General features: G+C 51.6%; 17 protein-coding genes. 13 read left to right on the top strand and 4 right to left on the bottom strand.

The features are described from left to right. Positions 1-11 precede the first annotated feature (11 nt). The 3 genes from tauB to tauD are packed head-to-tail and all read left to right on the top strand — an operon-like array spanning position 12 to position 2,454. Positions 12-779 (top strand): taurine ABC transporter ATP-binding subunit, encoded by a 768-nt coding sequence (gene tauB / locus HVZ39_RS19345; protein WP_016155825.1) that lies wholly within the window; start codon positions 12-14, stop codon positions 777-779. Then, entirely contained in the window at positions 776-1,606 is an 831-nt protein-coding gene (gene tauC, locus HVZ39_RS19340) for a taurine ABC transporter permease TauC (RefSeq protein ID WP_016155826.1), read from the top strand. Before tauB ends, tauC begins: the two co-directional genes overlap by 4 nt. Further along, positions 1,603-2,454, top strand: coding sequence for a taurine dioxygenase (gene tauD / locus HVZ39_RS19335; protein ID WP_049042258.1), 852 nt, complete (start codon positions 1,603-1,605; stop codon positions 2,452-2,454). Before tauC ends, tauD begins: the two co-directional genes overlap by 4 nt. Before the next feature lie 78 nt (positions 2,455-2,532). Here the strand turns inward: tauD and hemB are convergent, their stop codons facing one another. Then, positions 2,533-3,507: a porphobilinogen synthase gene (gene hemB / locus HVZ39_RS19330; RefSeq protein ID WP_181632850.1), complete on the bottom strand. Its 975-nt coding sequence runs from the start codon at positions 3,505-3,507 to the stop codon at positions 2,533-2,535. A 510-nt stretch (positions 3,508-4,017) separates the two neighbouring features. Here hemB and ehaB point away from each other — a divergent pair. Continuing rightward, positions 4,018-6,942, top strand: a complete 2,925-nt coding sequence (gene ehaB, locus HVZ39_RS19325; RefSeq protein WP_181632849.1) for an autotransporter adhesin EhaB — start codon at positions 4,018-4,020, stop codon at positions 6,940-6,942. Between the two features lie 90 nt (positions 6,943-7,032). Further along, entirely contained in the window at positions 7,033-7,656 is a 624-nt protein-coding gene (iprA, locus tag HVZ39_RS19320) for a hydrogen peroxide resistance inhibitor IprA (RefSeq protein ID WP_047357670.1), read from the top strand. Between the two features lies 1 nt (position 7,657). Here the strand turns inward: iprA and ampH are convergent, their stop codons facing one another. Continuing rightward, positions 7,658-8,815, bottom strand: a complete 1,158-nt coding sequence (ampH, locus tag HVZ39_RS19315) for a D-alanyl-D-alanine-carboxypeptidase/endopeptidase AmpH (protein WP_016151995.1) — start codon at positions 8,813-8,815, stop codon at positions 7,658-7,660. Positions 8,816-9,198: 383 nt separating this feature from the next. Here ampH and sbmA point away from each other — a divergent pair, with 383 nt between their 5' ends. Both sbmA and HVZ39_RS19305 read left to right on the top strand, forming a co-directional pair. Next, entirely contained in the window at positions 9,199-10,419 is a 1,221-nt protein-coding gene (sbmA, locus tag HVZ39_RS19310) for a peptide antibiotic transporter SbmA (protein WP_016155831.1), read from the top strand. 16 nt (positions 10,420-10,435) lie between these two features. Then, the gene (locus HVZ39_RS19305; RefSeq protein WP_181632848.1) at positions 10,436-11,539 is read left to right on the top strand and encodes a DUF1615 domain-containing protein; all 1,104 of its coding nucleotides are present in this window, start codon (positions 10,436-10,438) and stop codon (positions 11,537-11,539) included. On the opposite strand, the gene HVZ39_RS19300 is transcribed toward HVZ39_RS19305, so the two are convergent. Next, complete coding sequence (locus tag HVZ39_RS19300) at positions 11,524-11,847, bottom strand: DUF2755 family protein (RefSeq protein ID WP_016151998.1); 324 nt, start codon at positions 11,845-11,847, stop codon at positions 11,524-11,526. The genes HVZ39_RS19305 and HVZ39_RS19300 overlap by 16 nt on opposite strands. Before the next feature lie 264 nt (positions 11,848-12,111). Here HVZ39_RS19300 and HVZ39_RS19295 point away from each other — a divergent pair, with 264 nt between their 5' ends. Next, positions 12,112-12,333 carry a DUF2754 domain-containing protein gene (locus tag HVZ39_RS19295; RefSeq protein WP_019076140.1) on the top strand — a complete coding sequence of 74 codons (222 nt, stop codon included), beginning with the start codon at positions 12,112-12,114 and terminating at the stop codon, positions 12,331-12,333. Between the two features lie 25 nt (positions 12,334-12,358). Here the strand turns inward: HVZ39_RS19295 and ddlA are convergent, their stop codons facing one another. Further along, positions 12,359-13,453 (bottom strand): D-alanine--D-alanine ligase, encoded by a 1,095-nt coding sequence (ddlA, locus tag HVZ39_RS19290; protein WP_131405659.1) that lies wholly within the window; start codon positions 13,451-13,453, stop codon positions 12,359-12,361. 301 nt (positions 13,454-13,754) lie between these two features. On the opposite strand from ddlA, the gene HVZ39_RS19285 reads away from it, so the two are divergent. The 5 genes from HVZ39_RS19285 (at position 13,755) to adrA (ending at position 18,588) form a co-directional block, all read left to right on the top strand. Continuing rightward, complete coding sequence (locus HVZ39_RS19285; protein WP_181626408.1) at positions 13,755-14,951, top strand: multidrug efflux MFS transporter; 1,197 nt, start codon at positions 13,755-13,757, stop codon at positions 14,949-14,951. A 249-nt stretch (positions 14,952-15,200) separates the two neighbouring features. Then, entirely contained in the window at positions 15,201-15,443 is a 243-nt protein-coding gene (locus HVZ39_RS19280; protein ID WP_016152002.1) for a sigma-S stabilization anti-adapter protein IraP, read from the top strand. A 104-nt stretch (positions 15,444-15,547) separates the two neighbouring features. Further along, positions 15,548-16,963 carry an alkaline phosphatase gene (phoA, locus tag HVZ39_RS19275; RefSeq protein ID WP_181632847.1) on the top strand — a complete coding sequence of 472 codons (1,416 nt, stop codon included), beginning with the start codon at positions 15,548-15,550 and terminating at the stop codon, positions 16,961-16,963. Positions 16,964-17,060: 97 nt separating this feature from the next. Next, complete coding sequence (gene psiF / locus HVZ39_RS19270) at positions 17,061-17,381, top strand: phosphate starvation-inducible protein PsiF (protein WP_003830956.1); 321 nt, start codon at positions 17,061-17,063, stop codon at positions 17,379-17,381. Between the two features lie 91 nt (positions 17,382-17,472). Next, positions 17,473-18,588 (top strand): diguanylate cyclase AdrA, encoded by a 1,116-nt coding sequence (gene adrA, locus HVZ39_RS19265; protein ID WP_181633711.1) that lies wholly within the window; start codon positions 17,473-17,475, stop codon positions 18,586-18,588. Positions 18,589-18,590 lie beyond the last annotated feature (2 nt).

The raw sequence follows: 18,590 nt of genomic DNA, 5'->3' as shown, positions 1-18,590 counted from the left end.
AGGAGGCGCTGATGCTGCAAATCTCTCATCTTGCCGCCAGCTACGGTGGAAAACCGGTGCTGGAAGATATCAACCTGACGCTCGATAGTGGCGAACTGCTGGTGGTACTCGGACCTTCTGGTTGCGGAAAAACCACGCTGTTAAATCTGATTGCCGGGTTTGTGCCGTATCAGCATGGCAGCATTATGCTGGCGGGCAACAAAGTTGAAGGTCCAGGCGCAGAGCGCGGGGTTGTGTTCCAGAACGAAGGCCTGCTGCCCTGGCGCAACGTGCAGGACAACGTGGCCTTCGGGCTGCAACTGGCGGGGATGGAGAAGCCCCAACGTCAACGAATCGCGCGGGAGATGTTGCAGAAAGTTGGGCTGGAGGATGCGGGAAAACGTTTTATCTGGCAGCTCTCTGGTGGTCAGCGTCAGCGCGTAGGCATTGCGCGGGCGTTGGCTGCCAACCCGCAGCTGTTGTTGCTGGATGAACCCTTTGGCGCGCTCGACGCCTTTACCCGCGAGCAGATGCAAACCCTGCTGCTGAAGTTGTGGCATGAGACTGGCAAACAGGTGCTGTTGATTACCCACGATATTGAAGAGGCCGTTTTTTTGGCAACGGAGCTGGTATTGCTGTCGCCAGGCCCTGGCCGGGTACTGGAGCGTCTGCCGCTGAATTTCGCTCGTCGCTTTGTGGCCGGAGAGCCGAGCCGCAGCATTAAGTCCGACCCGCAGTTTATCGCCATGCGCGAGTATGTGTTAGGTCGTGTCTTTGAACAACGGGAGGCATTCTCATGAGCGTGGTGATTAATGATAAACCCCGTCGCCAGCGCGCGCTGAACTGGCGCTGGCCGTTCTCGCGGCAGATTACCTTAAGCTTCGGTACGCTGGTCGTCATTCTGGCGGTGTGGTGGACGGTGGCGGCGCTGCAGTTAATCAGTCCGCTGTTTTTACCCCCGCCGGGCCAGGTTTTGCAAAAACTGATGGTTATTGCCGGGCCGCAGGGGTTTATGGATGCCACGCTGTGGCAGCATCTGGCGGCGAGCCTGACGCGTATTGTTATCGCGCTGCTGGCGGCGGTACTGCTCGGCGTTCCGGTTGGGATCGCTATGGGGCTGAGTCCGACGATGCGCGGCATTCTCGATCCGATCATTGAACTGTATCGTCCGGTTCCGCCATTGGCCTATTTGCCGCTGATGGTTATCTGGTTTGGCATTGGTGAGACCTCCAAGATCCTGCTGATCTATCTGGCGATTTTCGCCCCTGTAGCGATGTCGGCGCTGGCGGGGGTTAAAAGCGCGCAGCAGGTGAGAGTGCGTGCCGCACAGTCGCTGGGAGCCAGCCGTACGCAGGTGCTGTGGTTTGTTATTTTGCCGGGGGCATTGCCGGAGATACTCACAGGGTTGCGTATCGGGCTTGGCGTGGGCTGGTCGACGTTGGTGGCAGCAGAGCTGATTGCCGCCACGCGAGGTTTAGGATTTATGGTGCAGTCAGCCGGTGAGTTTCTGGCAACGGATGTGGTGCTGGCGGGGATCGCGGTGATTGCCGTTATCGCGTTTATTTTAGAACTGGGTCTGCGCGCGCTTCAGCGCCGCCTGACGCCCTGGCATGGAGAAGTACAATGAGTGAACGTCTGAGCATTACCCCGCTGGGGCCGAACATTGGCGCACAAATCACCGGTGCGGATTTGACGCGCCCGCTGAGCGATAATCAGTTTGAACAGCTTTATCACGCCGTACTGCGCCATCAGGTGGTGTTTCTGCGTGAGCAGGTGATTACGCCGCAACAACAGCGGGCGCTGGCGCTGCGTTTTGGCGATCTGCATATTCACCCTGTCTATCCGCATGCCGAAGGGGTTGAAGAGATTATCGTGCTGGATACTCATAACGATAATCCGCCGGATAACGACAACTGGCACACCGATGTGACCTTTATCGACACTCCGCCAGCGGGCGCGATTCTGGCGGCAAAAGAGCTGCCATCGACAGGGGGAGACACCCTGTGGACCAGCGGGATTGCCGCTTATGACGCATTATCTGAGCCGTTTCGCCAGTTGCTGAGCGGCCTGCGGGCAGAGCATGATTTTCGTAAATCCTTCCAGGAATATAAATACCGCCAGACGCCAGAGGAGCATCAGCGCTGGCTGGAGGCGGTGGCAAAGCATCCGCCCCTGCTGCATCCGGTGGTGCGCACGCATCCAGTGAGCGGGAAGCAGGCGCTGTTCGTGAATGAAGGATTTACCACGCGAATTGTCGATGTGACGGAAAAAGAGAGCGAGGCGTTACTGCGCTTTTTGTTCGCGCATATCACTAAACCGGAGTTCCAGGTGCGCTGGCGTTGGCAGCCCAACGATGTGGCGATTTGGGATAATCGCGTGACGCAGCATTATGCGAATGCGGATTATCTGCCCCTGCGGCGCATTATGCACCGGGCGACAATTTTGGGAGACAAGCCGTTTTTTCGGGCGGGGTGATTATCGGAGACGCTTCATTTACCGGGCCTACGACCTGTAGGTCCGGTAAAGCGAAGCCGTCATTAGGCAACAAAGTGATTAGCGCAGGATTTTTTTCTCAGCCAGATCCAGTGCGAAGTAGCTGAAGATCAGATCCGCGCCAGCGCGTTTGATCGAGCCTAAGCTTTCCAGCACCACTTTCTCTTCATCTATTGCACCCGCAAGGGCTGCAAACTTGATCATCGCGTATTCACCGCTGACCTGATAAGCGCCAATCGGCAGCTCGGTGCGCTCGCGGATATCGCGCAGAATATCGAGGTATGCGCCAGCCGGTTTGACCATCAAGCAGTCTGCGCCCTGGGCTTCATCCAGCAGCGATTCGCGGATCGCTTCCCGACGGTTCATCGGGTTCATCTGATAGGTTTTACGATCGCCCTTCAGCGCGGTACCTGCGGCTTCACGGAATGGGCCATAGAAAGAAGAGGCAAATTTGGTGGAGTAGGACATGATCGCGGTATCGGTAAAGCCCGCGGCATCCAGCGCCTGGCGAATCGCCTGTACCTGGCCGTCCATTGCGGCGGAAGGGGCGATGAAATCTGCGCCCGCAGCGGCGGCAACGACCGCCTGTTTGCCGAGATTGACAAGGGTTAAATCGTTATCAACGCCGTGCTCGCATAATACGCCGCAGTGACCGTGCGAGGTGTATTCACAGAAGCAGGTGTCGGACATGACGATCATCTCCGGTACGGTCTGCTTACAGATACGCGACATGCGCGCCACCAGACCGTCTTCTTTCCAGGCATCGCTGCCGGTGTCATCGGTGTGATGAGAAATGCCGAAGGTCATAACCGAGCGGATGCCTGCATTAGCAATGCGTTCAATTTCGCGCGCCAGATGCTTCTCTGGAATGCGCATCACGCCGGGCATGGCCTCGATAGCTTTGTAATCGTCGAGTTCTTCTTCAACAAAGATCGGCAACACCAGGTCATTTAAGCTGAGTGTTGTCTCTTCAAACATAGCGCGCAGCGCAGGTGATTTGCGCAGGCGGCGAGGGCGTTGGATTAGGTCTGTCATGGTATGCCTGATGTTTGTGGAATCGAAGTCCGTAGTATACCCGAACCTGAGGGTGGGTGGTTTACGAAAGTTGGCGTTATATCTGGATTTTCCATCGTGGAAGGCTGAATCATTAGAGCAATTTATTCACATTTATGGCAGGTTATTTATATTCATTATTTTGCTTGTTTCTGTTTTTATTATTTTAAATATCGATGCGTTTATTTGTGTAGGGCTGGTGATAATCCCTCTTTATTTATTGTTTATTTGTTTGGGTGTGTGGTGAGTTATTTGTTAATTATATGCTTCAGAGATGTGTTGTGCGGTATTTCATTGAAAGAATGAGTTTTTTTGTTTTTTGTGTCAGAGGTGAGGGTATTCGTAGTGTTGTCCGGTTTCGGACGACTAGCAAAGAATAATTGAACCTTTACTTTGTGAAACCGCATAATCGTCCCCGCGAAACATAAAATGTTTTCTTTGCATTGATAATTAATGGATCAACTATATTACGTCCCTGAGGAGGGATGACAAATGCACACTTGGAAAAAGAAACTAGTAGTCTCACAATTAGCATTAGCCTGTACTTTGGCAATCACTTCTCAGGCGAATGCTTCTACTGATATTTCTGGAACCACATACACAACGTTCACCCATTATAATGACGCATCACATGTTGATGACGTTTACTTCGATGGATATGTCGGTTGGAACAATTACGGCACTGATAGTATTTATAATGGTGATATTTATCCGGTAATCAATAACGCTACTGTCAACGGCGTTATTTCTACTTATTATCTGGATGATGGACTGTCAACTAACGGCAATTATAACAGCCTGACGATTAAAAACAGTACCATTCACGGTATGGTGACATCCGAGTGTATGACCACGGATTGTACTAACCGTACGGGTACCGACTATTACTACGACCGTCTGGCAATGAACGTCATCAACTCCACTATCGATGACAACTACGAACATTATACCTACAACGGTACCTATAATGACGTGGCTGATACGCACGTTGTCGACGTTTATAACCTGGGCACGGCTATCACTTTGGATCAAGAAGTTGATCTGTCTATCTCCAACAACTCTCACGTCGCGGGTATTACCCTGACTCAGGGTTATGAGTGGGAAGATATTGACGATAATACCGTCATCACCGGCGTAAACAGCGGCGAAGTGTTTAACAACACTATCGCTGTTACCGACTCTACCCTGACCTCAGGTTCCTGGTCTGATGAAGGAAGATCCGGCTGGTTTGGTAACACCAGCAATGCGAGCGACTACAACGGTAACGGTTGGAACGCGAATGATATCGCATTGGCGGTTATTGCTAATCCCAATGTAGATAACGCGATGCAGACCACCGCCACGTTTGATAACGCTACGCTGATGGGCGATGTGCTGTTCTCCAGCAACTTTGATGAGAACTTCTTCCCGAACGGCGCTGATACTTACCGCGATACCGATGCCGATCTGGATACCAACGGCTGGGATGGTACTGACCGTCTGGATCTGACCCTGAACCACGGCAGCAAGTGGGTTGGTGCGGCAATGTCCGTCCATCAGGTTGACGTTGATGGTGATGGCGTTTACGAAAGCTATGCTGAGGGTACTGAAGCCACCCCTACGCTGATTGATATCGCTGCCAACAGCCTGTGGCCTTCTTCAACCTACGGTATCGATAGCGACACATCCTCTTATGACGAAAATGGTCATGTGGTTGGCAATACCGTTTATCAGAGCGGTCTGTTCAACGTGACGCTGAACGGCGCTTCCCAGTGGGATACCACCAAAACTTCTCTGATTGACACTTTGAGCATCAACAGCGGTTCCGTTGTCAACGTGGGTGATTCTGCGCTGGTTTCTGACTCCATCACTCTGACCGGTGCTTCCGCACTGAACATCAATGAAGATGGTCGTGTTGCGACTAATACGCTGTCTATTGACAACAGTACCGTAACGATTGCTGATGATGTCTCTGCCGGCTGGAATGTGCTTGATGCCGCGCTGTATGCCAATACCATTAACGTCACCAACAACGGCGTTCTGGATGTGGGCAACAGCACCGGGAACGCGCTGCAGGTTGATACCCTGAATCTGACCAGCTACACCGACGCTTACAACCATGTTAATGCGGGTGTTTTCGACATCAACAGCGCTAACTATGTATTGAATGCTGACCTGACCAACGATCGTACCAACGATACGCGCCAGGCTAACTACGGTTATGGCGTGATAGCGATGAACTCTGATGGTCATCTGACTATCAACGGTAACGGCGATTCTGACACCTCAGGCGATCAGTCTGAAGTTGATAACTACGGTGATCACGTAGCAGCGGCAACCGGTAACTATAAAGTTCGCATCGATAACGCCACTGGCGCAGGTTCTGTTGCTGATTACAACGGTAACGAGCTGATCTACGTTAACGACACGAACAGCACCGCAACTTTCTCTGCAGCCAACAAAGCAGACCTGGGTGCTTACACCTATCAGGCTCAGCAGCAGGGTAACACCGTTGTTCTGCAGCAGATGGAGCTGACCGACTACGCGAACATGGCGCTGAGCATTCCGTCTGCCAATACGAATATCTGGAACCTGGAACAAGACACCGTTGGTACTCGTCTGACTAACGCGCGTCATGGTCTGGTAGATAACGGTGGTGCATGGGTGAGCTACTTCGGCGGCAGCTTCGATGCGGATAACGGCAACATTAACTATGATCAGGATGTTAACGGCATCATGGTCGGTGTTGATTCCAAAATCGATGGTAACAACGCTAAGTGGATTGTCGGTGCTGCGGCAGGCTTCGCGAAAGGTGACATGAGTGATCGTACCGGTCAGGTAGATCAGGATAGCCAGACTGCCTATATCTACTCTTCTGCTCGTTTTGCGAACAACATCTTTGTTGACAGTAACTTAAGCTACTCCCACTTCAACAATGATCTGTCTGCCAGCATGAGCAACGGTCAGTATGTTGATGGCAGCACCTCTGCTGATGCCTGGGGCTTTGGCTTGAAACTGGGTTATGACCTGAAGCTGGGTGATGCAGGTTACGTAACCCCTTACGGTAGCGTATCCGGTCTGTTCCAGTCTGGTGATGACTATAAGCTGAGCAACGACATGAAAGTTGACGGTCAGTCTTATGACAGCATGCGTTATGAACTTGGTGTCGATGCAGGTTATACCTTCGCCTACAGCGATGACCAGGCGCTGACCCCGTACTTCAAACTGGCCTACGTTTACGACGACTCTAACAACGATTCTGATGTAAACGGTGATTCTATCGACAACGGCGTAGAAGGTTCTGCGGTACGCGTTGGGCTGGGTACTCAGTTCAGCTTCACCAAGAACTTCAGCGCGTACACCGATGCTAATTACCTCGGTGGCGGTGATGTCGATCAAGACTGGTCTGCAAACGTTGGTGTTAAATATACCTGGTAAAAACTTTCTTGCAGAGAAATAAAAGGTAATTTTATTTAGAAATAATGCCCGTCACGCATTTGACGGGCATTTCTTGCAAGGAATTCGCACATGCTATCTTCAAATAAACCTCTTCTTGAGTTTGGTAAGCTTGATAAATGTTTAGCGAAATATGGTAAGCACTTTGAGTGTGATAACGACAAAGAAATAATTTTTTCCAGCGATATTAATAGTGACGAAACTTTTGTTATTTTAAGTGGTGTTGTTTCCTTACGTAGAGGGGAAAGCGTGCTGGTCGGGATTGCACAGGCGCCTTTTATTATGGGCCTTTCTGATGGTGTGATGAAAACAGATGTACAATACAGATTAATAACCGAAAATAATTGTACGGGATACCACCTGCCTGCTTCGCAAACGATAAATATAATTGAACAATGCCAGCTTTGGCGTGAAGCCTTTTGCTGGTTAGCATGGCAAAATTCCATGTTTGAGTTGCGCGATCTGCAGCTGATCGGCAATAACTCCTACGATCAGATCCGCGCGACGCTGATATCCATGATGAAATGGGACGACGTACTGCGTTCGCGTATCGGCGTCATGAACTATATTCACCAACGCACGCGAATTTCACGCTCAGTTGTCGCTGAGGTTCTCGCGGCATTGCGTAAAGGTGGTTACATTGAAATGAATAAAGGCAAACTGGTGAGCATTAACCGTTTGCCTTTTGAGTATTAAGTCAGGATGCAGGAATAACCTGCGGTTTATTCCCGCTCAGCTCTGCAACCAGATCGTTGATACCGTCGCTCATATTGGTAAATCGGGTTAGCGGAGAACGGGTTACCACGATAAATGCCCCGACGTTTTGCTGTGGGATCATCGCCATATAGGTAATGAAGCCGCCGCCGCCACCGGTTTTTTGAATAATTCCTGGTCGCCCATTCTTCGGCGCCATATAGACCCAGCCCAAACCCAGCGCATCGGCTCTACCCGGAACATCCATCCCTATCACTTTGGTTAACTGCGTCCGCTGATAAATCAGCGTCTGCATACGGTCGGCCTGCTGGCTACGATGGTAAAAATCAGATGAGAGATACTGCTGCATCCAGCGCATCATATCACCGGGCGTTGAATAAACACCACCGCTACCCATTGCCGCCAGGGTATTGTTGCAAGGACTGGCACCTTTTTCCGCGACCATCAGGCGTCTGCATTGATCGGGGGATGGGGTAAAGGTGGTGTCTTTCATCCCCAGCGGACGAGTAATTTTTTCTTCAAACAGCTGCGGATAAGGCTTTCCGGATGCGGTTCCCAGCGCATCGGCCAGCAGGTCAAACGCCAGGTTGGAATAAGAAGCCTGCGAACCCGGTGCGGCTTTAAGCGTGGCGGTTGAGAGATAGCTCCAGCGCTGTTCACGGGTTGGCCAGACAAACACCGGGCGCTTCGCCGCGCCGCCAGGCTGTTCGCGCGGCAGCGCGCTGGTATGCGTCGCCAGATTCACCAGCGTAATCGGCGTGCCCTGATAAGTCGGCACGCGCGCGCCAGGCGGCGCATATTTGCTCAATGGATCGTTGAGTTTAACCGTACCCTGATCGAGTAATTTCACCAGCATTTCGCTGGTCATTAATTTAGTAATAGAGGCAATTCGAATAACGGAATCCAGCTGCGGATGAACGTTATTGCCAGGGCGTGTTTCGCCGAAGCTGCGAAATACGCGCTGGTTACCATCAATCACCACGAGCGCCATCCCCGTAGCACCGCTGCCGTAAAATATATGGTCGGCATAACGATCGACGATATCAGAGGCGAAGACCGGATCGGTTATAGGCTGTGCCGCCTGGACAGATGTCAATGACGCCGCACACAGCGCGGCAGAAAAAAGCAGACTACGTTTCAACGGTGGTGTCCATGAGTTAGAGAAAGTGAAAAAGGATGTCGTGCGTATGCGTATTTATACTACTCATCGGCGTATTGCAAAGCGCTTATCAGCCAATGATAGTGTGAAAAACGTAACGATGAGTAAACGCGAGCGTTTCCCGGATTACGGATGTTCGCTTTTGTGATCTCACGCTGTGATAATCTGCACTTGCTGGAACGTTGTCGAGTGTGAAAATCACAGAAACAATTCTTCATACCCGGATGCGAACTAAGTGCCGCGGTTTTGGTCACACTTGTCGGTTTCAGCTTGTGTTTTTGGGCGTAAGCCGTCTGGCCGCCGCACTCCACGGTGGCAAATACACAGCAGTCGTCATAACGATAAGAAGTTAGCAGGAGAGCACTATGTTTAAGTCTTTTTTCCCAAAGCCGGGGCCGTTCTTTATTTCGGCATTTATTTGGGCACTGGTCGCCGTTGTATTCTGGCAAGGAGGTGGGGGAGCCTGGGTTGCGCATATTACCGGCGCGTCGGGAGACGTACCGATTAGCGCGGCCCGATTCTGGTCGCTGGATTACCTGATTTTTTATGCGTATTACATCCTTTGTGTTGGTGTGTTTGCGCTGTTCTGGTTTATCTACAGTCCGCACCGCTGGCAGTACTGGTCCATACTGGGCACGTCGCTGATAATTTTCGTGACCTGGTTTCTGGTTGAAGTTGGCGTCGCCGTCAACGCCTGGTATGCGCCATTCTATGATCTGATTCAATCCGCGTTGAGTGCGCCGCATAAGGTGAAGATTGAGCAGTTCTATCATGAAGTAGGCATCTTTCTTGGCATTGCGCTGATTGCCGTGGTCATTGGGGTGATGAACAACTTCTTCGTCAGCCACTATGTATTCCGCTGGCGTACCGCAATGAACGAACACTATATGGCGCACTGGCAGCATCTGCGTCATATCGAAGGCGCGGCGCAGCGTGTGCAGGAAGATACCATGCGTTTTGCCTCCACGCTTGAAGATATGGGGGTCAGCTTTATCAATGCGATTATGACGCTGATTGCCTTCTTACCTGTCCTGGTCACACTCTCAGCCCATGTGCCGGACCTGCCTATTGTTGGACATGTTCCTTATGGCCTGGTGATTGCCGCGATTGTCTGGTCGTTGATGGGAACCGGCTTGCTGGCGGTAGTCGGCATCAAACTTCCGGGGCTGGAGTTTAAAAACCAGCGCGTGGAAGCGGCTTACCGTAAAGAACTGGTTTACGGTGAAGATGACGCTAATCGTGCGACCCCGCCGACGGTGCGTGAACTGTTCCATGCGGTGCGCCAGAACTACTTCCGCCTCTATTTTCACTATATGTACTTCAATATCGCCCGCATTCTATACCTGCAGGTTGATAACGTTTTCGGCTTGTTCCTGCTGTTCCCGTCGATTGTTGCCGGTACGATTACGCTCGGCCTGATGACGCAAATCACCAACGTGTTTGGCCAGGTGCGCGGCTCGTTCCAGTATTTGATTAACTCCTGGACAACGTTAGTCGAACTGATGTCTATTTATAAGCGTCTGCGCAGCTTTGAACGTGAGCTTGATGGCCAGGATATTCAGGAAGTTACCCATACGCTTAGTTAATAAAAAAGGAGATGTTATGTCGACGGTTTCCCGTCTTTACCCCTTGTCCGGTCTGGCCGCTCTGGTGCTGGTGGGATGTAGTAGCCAACCCGCGCAGCCGCTAAAAAAAGGGGAGAAAGCCGTCGATGTGGCGAGCGTGGTGCGCCAGAAAATGCCCGCCAGCGTGAAAGACCGGGACGCATGGGCGCAGGATTTAGCGAAGACGTTTGAAAGCCAGAAGCTGGCGCCGACGGTTGAAAATATCTGTTCGGTGCTGGCGGTCGCGCAACAGGAGTCAAACTATCAGGCGGATCCGGCCGTTCCAAACTTAAGTAAAATCGCCTGGAAAGAGATCGACCGGCGCGCCGAGCGTATGCATATCCCGCAGTTTGTGGTGCATACCGCACTGAAGATTAACTCGCCAACGGGGAAAAGCTACAGCGAGCGTCTGGATACGGTGAAAACGGAAAAACAGCTTAGCGCCATTTTTGATGATTTTATCAATATGGTACCGATGGGGCAGACGCTGTTTGGTTCGCTTAATCCGGTACATACCGGTGGGCCAATGCAGGTCAGTATCGCGTTTGCCGAGCAGCACGCCGACGGGTATCCGTGGAAAATGGCGGGAACAGTACGTCAGGAAGTGTTCAGCCGCCGCGGTGGGCTGTGGTTCGGTACGTATCATCTGCTTAACTACCCGGCGAATTACAGCGCGCCAATCTTCCGTTTCGCCGATTTCAATGCAGGATGGTATGCCAGCCGCAATGCGGCTTTCCAGAATGCGGTCAGTAAAGCCAGCGGAGTGAAGCTGGCGATGGATGGTGACTTGATTCTCTACGGCAGCAGCGAGCCGGGCAAAACCGAGCTGGCGGTACGTAAACTGGCCGGGAAGCTGGGGATGAGCGAGAGTGAGATCCACCGTCAACTGCAAAAAGGTGACAGTCTGGCTTTTGAAGATACCGCGCTGTACGAGAAGGTCTATAAGCTGGCGGAAGCGAAGACTGGGAAAGCGCTACCCCGTGAAATGCTGCCAGACATTCAGCTGGAAAGCCCGAAGATTACACGTAATCTGACTACCGCGTGGTTTGCGAAACACGTGGACGATCGTCGAGCGAAATGTATGGGTCAGTCATCATTATGATGACGGCGGCGCCAGCGCACGAATGCCGCTATGGCGCCAAGAATCAGACTTCCGGCAAGGAAAGGGACCAGCCCAAAAAGGGTACCGACGCCTAAGCCAATTTCAACTCGTGGGCGTCCTGTCTCTTGCATTTGCAACTGCATCAGCTGTTCATAGATGCCGGGAGCGTGGGCCAACAGATTTAAAACCTGCGCGCCTGCCCAAAAGCAAAACAGCACAAATACGGCATACGCAATGTTGCCGGGCAGGGAGGAGGTATCCCGATGCTTGCCCTTAAACAGGGATTTTGAGAGCGTAAAATCAGCCATAAAGACCTCCGGAAATAACCTGCTTTTTTTGACGTGATGCCTGGAACTGACTGTGAGTCTGACAGGTGATCGGCAATGTCAATATCAGAATGATGGTAATTTCAGGTAGAGATTATTCCTGGATCTCGGTTTTTTGCTGATTGTCACAATTAAGTAACCTTAAGTGAAATCAAGTTACATTTCAGAAATTCCGCACAGGCCACAGACGTCTATGAGGAAATGTGCGAGGATGCGCTTTCACGTTGTATTTCCACCGGAGCCGTTATGAACCTGCCTGTTAAAATTCGCCGAGACTGGCACTACTATGCCTTCGCTATTGGGCTTATCTTTATTCTGAACGGTGTGGTCGGCTTACTGGGTTTTGAAGCGCAGGGATGGCAGACCTATGCGGTGGGGTTGGTGACGTGGGTGATTAGCTTTTGGCTGGCCGGATTAATTATCCGTCGCCGCGTGGAAGATGAAGAAGAAGCAAAGGATGCCCAATAGCTATCGATCAGGCATCCTGGCGGGTTTACATACTGGTTTTCAACGCGCTATCCGCCGCATGACGTTCCAGTGCCAGTTCGATCAGGCGAGTGATCAAATCGGTATAGCCTAAGCCGCTCGCCTGCCACAGTTTTGGATACATGCTGATGTTGGTAAAGCCCGGCAGCGTGTTGATCTCATTGATCACAACATCGTTCTCTGCGGTTAAGAAAACGTCCACGCGCGCCATACCGGCGCAGCCCAGCGCCTGATAAGCCTGAATAGCAATGTCGCGGATCTTATCGTTAATTTCCGGTGCGATCGCTGCCGGAACAACCACTTTGGCACCGTTATCGTCAATGTATTTGGTGTCGTAAGCGTAAAAATCACTGTTCAGCACGATCTCGCCACAGGTACTGGCCTGCGGTTGATCGTTGCCCAGCACCGCGCATTCGATCTCGCGGCCCTTGATCCCTTGTTCCACCACGACTTTATGGTCGAATTCAAATGCCAGCGCGACGGCCTGATTGTATTGCGCCTCGCTGGTCACTTTACTGACGCCAACGGACGAGCCCTGGTTGGCTGGTTTCACAAACAGCGGCAGGCCAAGGCGGGATTCCACCTCGGCAAAGCTGATGCGGTTGCGATTGGCGCGAGTGAGCGTAATAAATGGCGCGATGTTTAATCCGGCATCGCGCAGTAGACGTTTGGTCACGTCTTTATCCATACAGGCCGCAGAACCCAGGACATCAGAACCGACGAACGGCAGATTCGCCACGCGCAGCATACCCTGCAGAGAGCCATCTTCACCCAACGTGCCGTGTACGATCGGGAAAATAACATCGACCGTTGGCAGTGGCTGACCGTTTTGCGCATCGATCAACTGGTGCTCTTGTTTACCCGGGACCTGAGCCAGGCTGGTCGCGGAAGGACGCAGCGCAATATGCGCTGGATCATCTGAATTGAGCAGATAGTTACTGGCATCGCTAATGTGCCATTGTCCTTGCTTATCAATACCTAACAGCACAACGTCAAAGCGAGTCTTGTCGATGGCATCGACAATATTTTTTGCCGATTGCAATGACACTTCATGTTCCGCTGATTTACCACCAAATACGATTCCTACCCGCAACTTTGCCATCTTAAAAACCCATTCCATGAATGCAAAGCACATACATTACCACGACAAAACGCAGGTTTCCTCGGCTTCTGGCAGATTGTTTTGGTGGGCAACAAAGGAACAGATAAGCGCAAACGCGCAGAACGGACGCGGAGCATAAACCCCTGCTGATATTGTGGGGTTGATGTGAGGTATATCACAAATATGATGAGCGGGAAGATAAAATTCTAAACTGTGATATATCGCACCTGTGGACCCTTATTTGGCTAAGTAATTTGTTAAGCTACTCACAGTTTTCAGCTACTTATCGTTATGAGTCCCTATGGAATCCTGGAGAGTAAACCTCATTTCCGTATGGTTCGGTTGCTTTTTCACCGGCCTGGCAATCAGCCAAATCCTGCCTTTTTTACCGCTCTATATCTCCCAACTGGGGGTAAGCTCCCATGAAGCACTCTCAATGTGGTCCGGCTTAACGTTTAGCGTCACCTTCCTGATTTCAGCCATCGTCTCTCCGATGTGGGGGAGTTTAGCCGACCGTAAAGGACGCAAGCTAATGCTGCTGCGGGCCTCTTTGGGTATGGCGATTGCGATTTTACTGCAGGCCTTTGCCACTAACGTCTGGCAGCTTTTTCTGCTGCGTGGGGTCATGGGGTTAACGTCTGGCTATATTCCCAATGCGATGGCGCTGGTAGCCTCACAGGTTCCGCGCGAACGCAGCGGGTGGGCGCTGAGTACGCTCTCGACGGCGCAAATTAGCGGCGTTATTGGCGGACCACTGATGGGGGGCTTTATTGCCGACCACGTTGGCTTACGGGCGGTATTCTGTATTACCGCGGCTTTGCTGGTAGTGAGTTTTCTGGTCACGCTGTTCTTAATCAAAGAAGGTGTGCGCCCGACAATCAAAAAAAGCGAACGCCTGAGCGGGAAGGCCGTCTTTGCCTCGCTGCCTTATCCGGCACTGGTGATCAGCCTGTTTTTTACTACGATGGTGATCCAGTTATGTAACGGCTCAATTGGGCCGATTCTGGCGCTGTTTATTAAATCAATGGTCCCAGACAGTTCTAATATTGCCTTTCTCAGCGGGCTGATTGCTTCGGTTCCGGGCATCTCGGCGCTGATTTCTGCGCCCCGGCTAGGTAAATTAGGCGATCGTATTGGGACCGAGCGGATTTTAATGGCAACGTTAATCTTCGCCGTCGTGTTGTTTTTCGCCATGTCATGGGTCAATACGCCGTTGCAGTTGGGGATCTTACGTTTTCTGCTCGGCTTTGCCGACGGCGCGATGTTGCCCGCGGTGCAGACGTTGCTGGTGAAATACTCCAGCGACCAGATAACCGGGCGCATTTTTGGTTATAACCAGTCATTTATGTACCTCGGCAACGTAGCCGGGCCATTAATGGGAGCAACGGTTTCGGCAATGGCGGGCTTTCGCTGGGTGTTTATTGCCACGGCGTGCATTGTGTTAATCAACATCTGGCAACTGGCTATCGCGTTGCGACGTCGGCGCTGCGCACGCTGAGTACCTGATTAACAACGCTGCCCGTCAGCGTTGTTAATCCATCATTATGCATTTATATATCCAGGTGATTATTAATCCCCTTACCCTTTTATATGGAATAATTCTGCGCTAAGACACCTTCTCCCTTATTTTGTGTTGTGATTGTTTTCGCAAAACGTTTTATTTCTTATGAAAATACAACTTTCATCCACTAGGCAGTTGTGAGTCTTAATGATAACGTGGCCTATATTTGGTTAAGGGAATACGTAAATGAAAAATCTCGTCACTGAGTTGTTACTTAAGCTCGCCCAAAAAGAAGAAGAGTCGCAAGAACTGACGGCGCAGGTTGAAACGCTGGAGCAGGTAATCATCGAAATGCTGCGCAATATGACGTGTAACGATCGGCAAATATTTATTCGCCAAATTGAGGGGGCTTTGGCTGGAGAAGGCCGTATGCCTGCGTTTCTGACCAACGTTCATAACGCTGGCGAGAGTGTGCCAAAAGCGTTTTGAGTAATCCGTGGTGCGTCATCCACAAATTATCATAAAAGTGTCACATCAAATACTTATAGTCGCTTTGTTTTAATTTTACCGTATTTATACATGGAGAAAATAAAGTGAAACAAAGCGCACTCGCTATTGCCCTGTTACCTTTGCTGTTTACCCCGGTTATTAATGCAGAAACCTCTGCCATAGCGGTTATGGATAATCGTGCCGCTCAGGGTGATATCACCACGCCGGGCGGCGCCCGCCGATTGTCTGCCGATCAAACGGCGGCTCTGCGCGAATCTCTGAGCGATAAACCGGCCAAAAATATTATTTTATTGATTGGCGATGGGATGGGTGACTCAGAAATAACGGCCGCGCGAAATTATGCCGAAGGCGCAGGCGGCTTTTTTAAAGGGATTGATGCTTTACCGTTGACCGGACAATACACGCACTATGCGTTGGATAAGAAAACGGGTAAACCCGATTATGTGACGGATTCTGCGGCATCCGCGACGGCGTGGACCACCGGTGTGAAAACCTATAATGGCGCGCTGGGCGTTGATATTCATGAAAAAGATCACGCCACAATTCTTGAAATGGCAAAAGCGGCGGGGCTGGCAACGGGCAACGTTTCTACCGCTGAATTGCAGGATGCTACCCCGGCGGCGCTGGTTGCCCATGTGACTTCGCGTAAGTGCTATGGCCCAGGCGTGACACGTGAAAAATGCCCAACCAATGCGCTGGAAAAAGGCGGTAAAGGGTCAATCACCGAACAATTACTGAATGCCCGGGCTGACGTTACGCTGGGCGGCGGGGCCAAAACGTTTGCGGAAACCGCTGCGGCGGGCGAGTGGCAGGGTAAAACGTTGCGTGAACAAGCCCTGGCCCGCGGTTATCAGATGGTGAGTGATACCGCGACGCTGGCGGCGATTACCGAAGCTAATCAGGTTAAACCGCTGCTGGGCCTGTTCTCTGACGGCAATATGCCCGTGCGCTGGGAAGGTCCGAAAGCGTCTTATCATGGCAATCTGGATAAGCCGGTTGTGACCTGTACGCCAAATCCAAAGCGTGACGACAGCGTGCCAACGCTGGCGCAGATGACGGATAAAGCGATTGAGCTGTTAAGCAAAAATGAGAAAGGTTTCTTCCTGCAAGTGGAAGGGGCGTCAATCGATAAACAGGACCATGCCGCCAACCCGTGCGGACAGATTGGTGAAACGGTCGATCTGGACGAAGCGGTACAGCGTGCGCTTGCCTTTGCGAAGAAAGATGGCAACACCCTGGTGGTAGTAACCGCTGACCACGCACATGCCAGCCAGATTGTCGCGCCGGATACCAAAGCACCAGGTCTGACCCAGGCGCTGAACACCAAAGATGGCGCGGTCATGGTCATCAGCTACGGCAACTCTGAAGAGGAATCTCAGGAGCACACCGGCAGCCAGCTGCGAATTGCAGCCTATGGCCCGCACGCGGCGAATGTGGTCGGCCTGACCGATCAAACCGACCTGTTTTACACCATGAAAGCGGCGTTAGGACTGAAATAACCCGACGCCCGGCGGCAATACTTTTGCCGCCGGGTGGTATTTTTATCGTTAGCAGCCAAACTTACCTGTGTGTTGTCGTTCAGAAAAGAAGGATGCTATGAAAATTACATTATTAATGACGCTGCTTTTTGGTCTGATTTTTTTAACTACCGTCGGTGCTGCCGAGAAGACTTTAACCCCGCAACAACAGCGTATGACCACCTGCAATCAGCAGGCAACGGCGCAGACCTTAAAAGGGGATGCGCGTAAGACATATATGAGTGATTGCCTGAAAAACAGTAAATCTGCGCCGGAGGAAAAGAGCCTGACGCCGCAGCAGCAAAAAATGCGTGAATGTAACGTTAAGGCGACGGAGCAGTCTCTGAAAGGTGATGATCGTAATAAATTTATGAGCGCTTGCCTGAAGAAATCTGCGTAGCACTTACGGGTGAGCAGGTAAAATCGCTCACCCGAAATATCATACTTCCGCCACCAGACCCCTTCCTATAATTTGGGAAATTTGTTTCAGAATATTCCCAAATACAATGAATGATGAAAACTTTTATCAAAAGAAGGTCGTCCCGAATGAAGCATTTTTATCGCTTCATCAAAATGACCACCAACGTTCCGGTATGCGATTCGCCCGACGAATCAGGCTGCCGCGAGCGGTGGGATTGGGGGGGATGTTTTTCCCTATCGCGTCGGTATTAGTTGCTCAGCCCATTACCGGTGGCTGGTGGCTATTACTGGTGGGATGGGCGTTTGTCTGGCCGCATTTGGCCTGGCAGTTGGCCAGCAAAGCCGACAATCCTCTGCATAGCGAATTTACCAACTTAAAAGCCGATGCCATTCTTGCCGGTATGTGGATAGGGATTATGGGCGTAAACCTGTTGCCATCCACGGCGCTGCTGATGATTATCTGCATCAACCTGATGGGTGCAGGCGGGATGCGAATATTCATCGCAGGCGCCGTTTTGATGATGGTTTCATGCCTGGTGACGTTACAGTTAACCGATATCTCCGTCGCTTTTAGCAGTACTCAACTTAGCGTGCTATTGACGCTGCCGGTGCTGGTGATTTATCCGCTGCTGTTTGCCTGGGTCAGCTACCAGACGGTCATCAAGCTGGCGGAACATAAACGCCGTTTACAGGTGATGAGTACGCGAGATGGCATGACTGGGGTGTACAACCGCCGCCATTGGGAACTGTTACTGCGTAATGAATTTGATAATTGCCGCCGCTACCAGCGTGACGCCACGTTACTGATTATCGATATCGACCATTTTAAGAGCATCAATGATACCTGGGGTCATGACATTGGGGACCAGGCGATTGTCGCGCTGACCCGCCAGTTGCAGATGACCTTACGCGGTAGCGACGTGATCGGGCGCTTTGGCGGTGATGAGTTTGCGGTGATTATGTGCGGCACGCCGGCAACCAGCGCGATTGCGGCGATGTCTCGTGTTCACGAACGACTTGGCCAACTGCGTTTATCCTGCGCGCCGCAGGTTGCTCTGCGGATCAGCGTGGGGGTTGCGCCGCTGACCGCAGAAACCGAGCATTATCGAGAATGGTTAAAGTCGGCGGATATGGCGCTCTACAAAGCAAAGAATTCCGGACGTAACCGCACTGAGGCGGCGGCCTGACG

It is taken from the genome of Citrobacter sp. RHB35-C21, from assembly GCF_013816515.1.
In the GTDB taxonomy this organism is placed as follows: Bacteria; Pseudomonadota; Gammaproteobacteria; order Enterobacterales; family Enterobacteriaceae; genus Citrobacter; species Citrobacter braakii.
Note: the sequence above shows the minus strand (reverse complement) of the source record. Positions and strands in the feature narration are given on the sequence as shown.

What these genes read in the sequence shown, in the direction of transcription:
- psiF (WP_003830956.1), top strand. Translation starts at nt 17,061, where the DNA reads ATGAAAATTACATTATTAATGACGCTGCTTTTTGGTCTGATTTTTTTA.
- ddlA (WP_131405659.1), bottom strand. Translation starts at nt 13,453, where the DNA reads ATGGCAAAGTTGCGGGTAGGAATCGTATTTGGTGGTAAATCAGCGGAA.
- HVZ39_RS19300 (WP_016151998.1), bottom strand. Translation starts at nt 11,847, where the DNA reads ATGGCTGATTTTACGCTCTCAAAATCCCTGTTTAAGGGCAAGCATCGG.
- tauB (WP_016155825.1), top strand. Translation starts at nt 12, where the DNA reads ATGCTGCAAATCTCTCATCTTGCCGCCAGCTACGGTGGAAAACCGGTG.
- HVZ39_RS19285 (WP_181626408.1), top strand. Translation starts at nt 13,755, where the DNA reads ATGGAATCCTGGAGAGTAAACCTCATTTCCGTATGGTTCGGTTGCTTT.
- HVZ39_RS19295 (WP_019076140.1), top strand. Translation starts at nt 12,112, where the DNA reads ATGAACCTGCCTGTTAAAATTCGCCGAGACTGGCACTACTATGCCTTC.
- iprA (WP_047357670.1), top strand. Translation starts at nt 7,033, where the DNA reads ATGCTATCTTCAAATAAACCTCTTCTTGAGTTTGGTAAGCTTGATAAA.
- tauD (WP_049042258.1), top strand. Translation starts at nt 1,603, where the DNA reads ATGAGTGAACGTCTGAGCATTACCCCGCTGGGGCCGAACATTGGCGCA.
- HVZ39_RS19280 (WP_016152002.1), top strand. Translation starts at nt 15,201, where the DNA reads ATGAAAAATCTCGTCACTGAGTTGTTACTTAAGCTCGCCCAAAAAGAA.
- sbmA (WP_016155831.1), top strand. Translation starts at nt 9,199, where the DNA reads ATGTTTAAGTCTTTTTTCCCAAAGCCGGGGCCGTTCTTTATTTCGGCA.
- HVZ39_RS19305 (WP_181632848.1), top strand. Translation starts at nt 10,436, where the DNA reads ATGTCGACGGTTTCCCGTCTTTACCCCTTGTCCGGTCTGGCCGCTCTG.
- ehaB (WP_181632849.1), top strand. Translation starts at nt 4,018, where the DNA reads ATGCACACTTGGAAAAAGAAACTAGTAGTCTCACAATTAGCATTAGCC.
- hemB (WP_181632850.1), bottom strand. Translation starts at nt 3,507, where the DNA reads ATGACAGACCTAATCCAACGCCCTCGCCGCCTGCGCAAATCACCTGCG.
- tauC (WP_016155826.1), top strand. Translation starts at nt 776, where the DNA reads ATGAGCGTGGTGATTAATGATAAACCCCGTCGCCAGCGCGCGCTGAAC.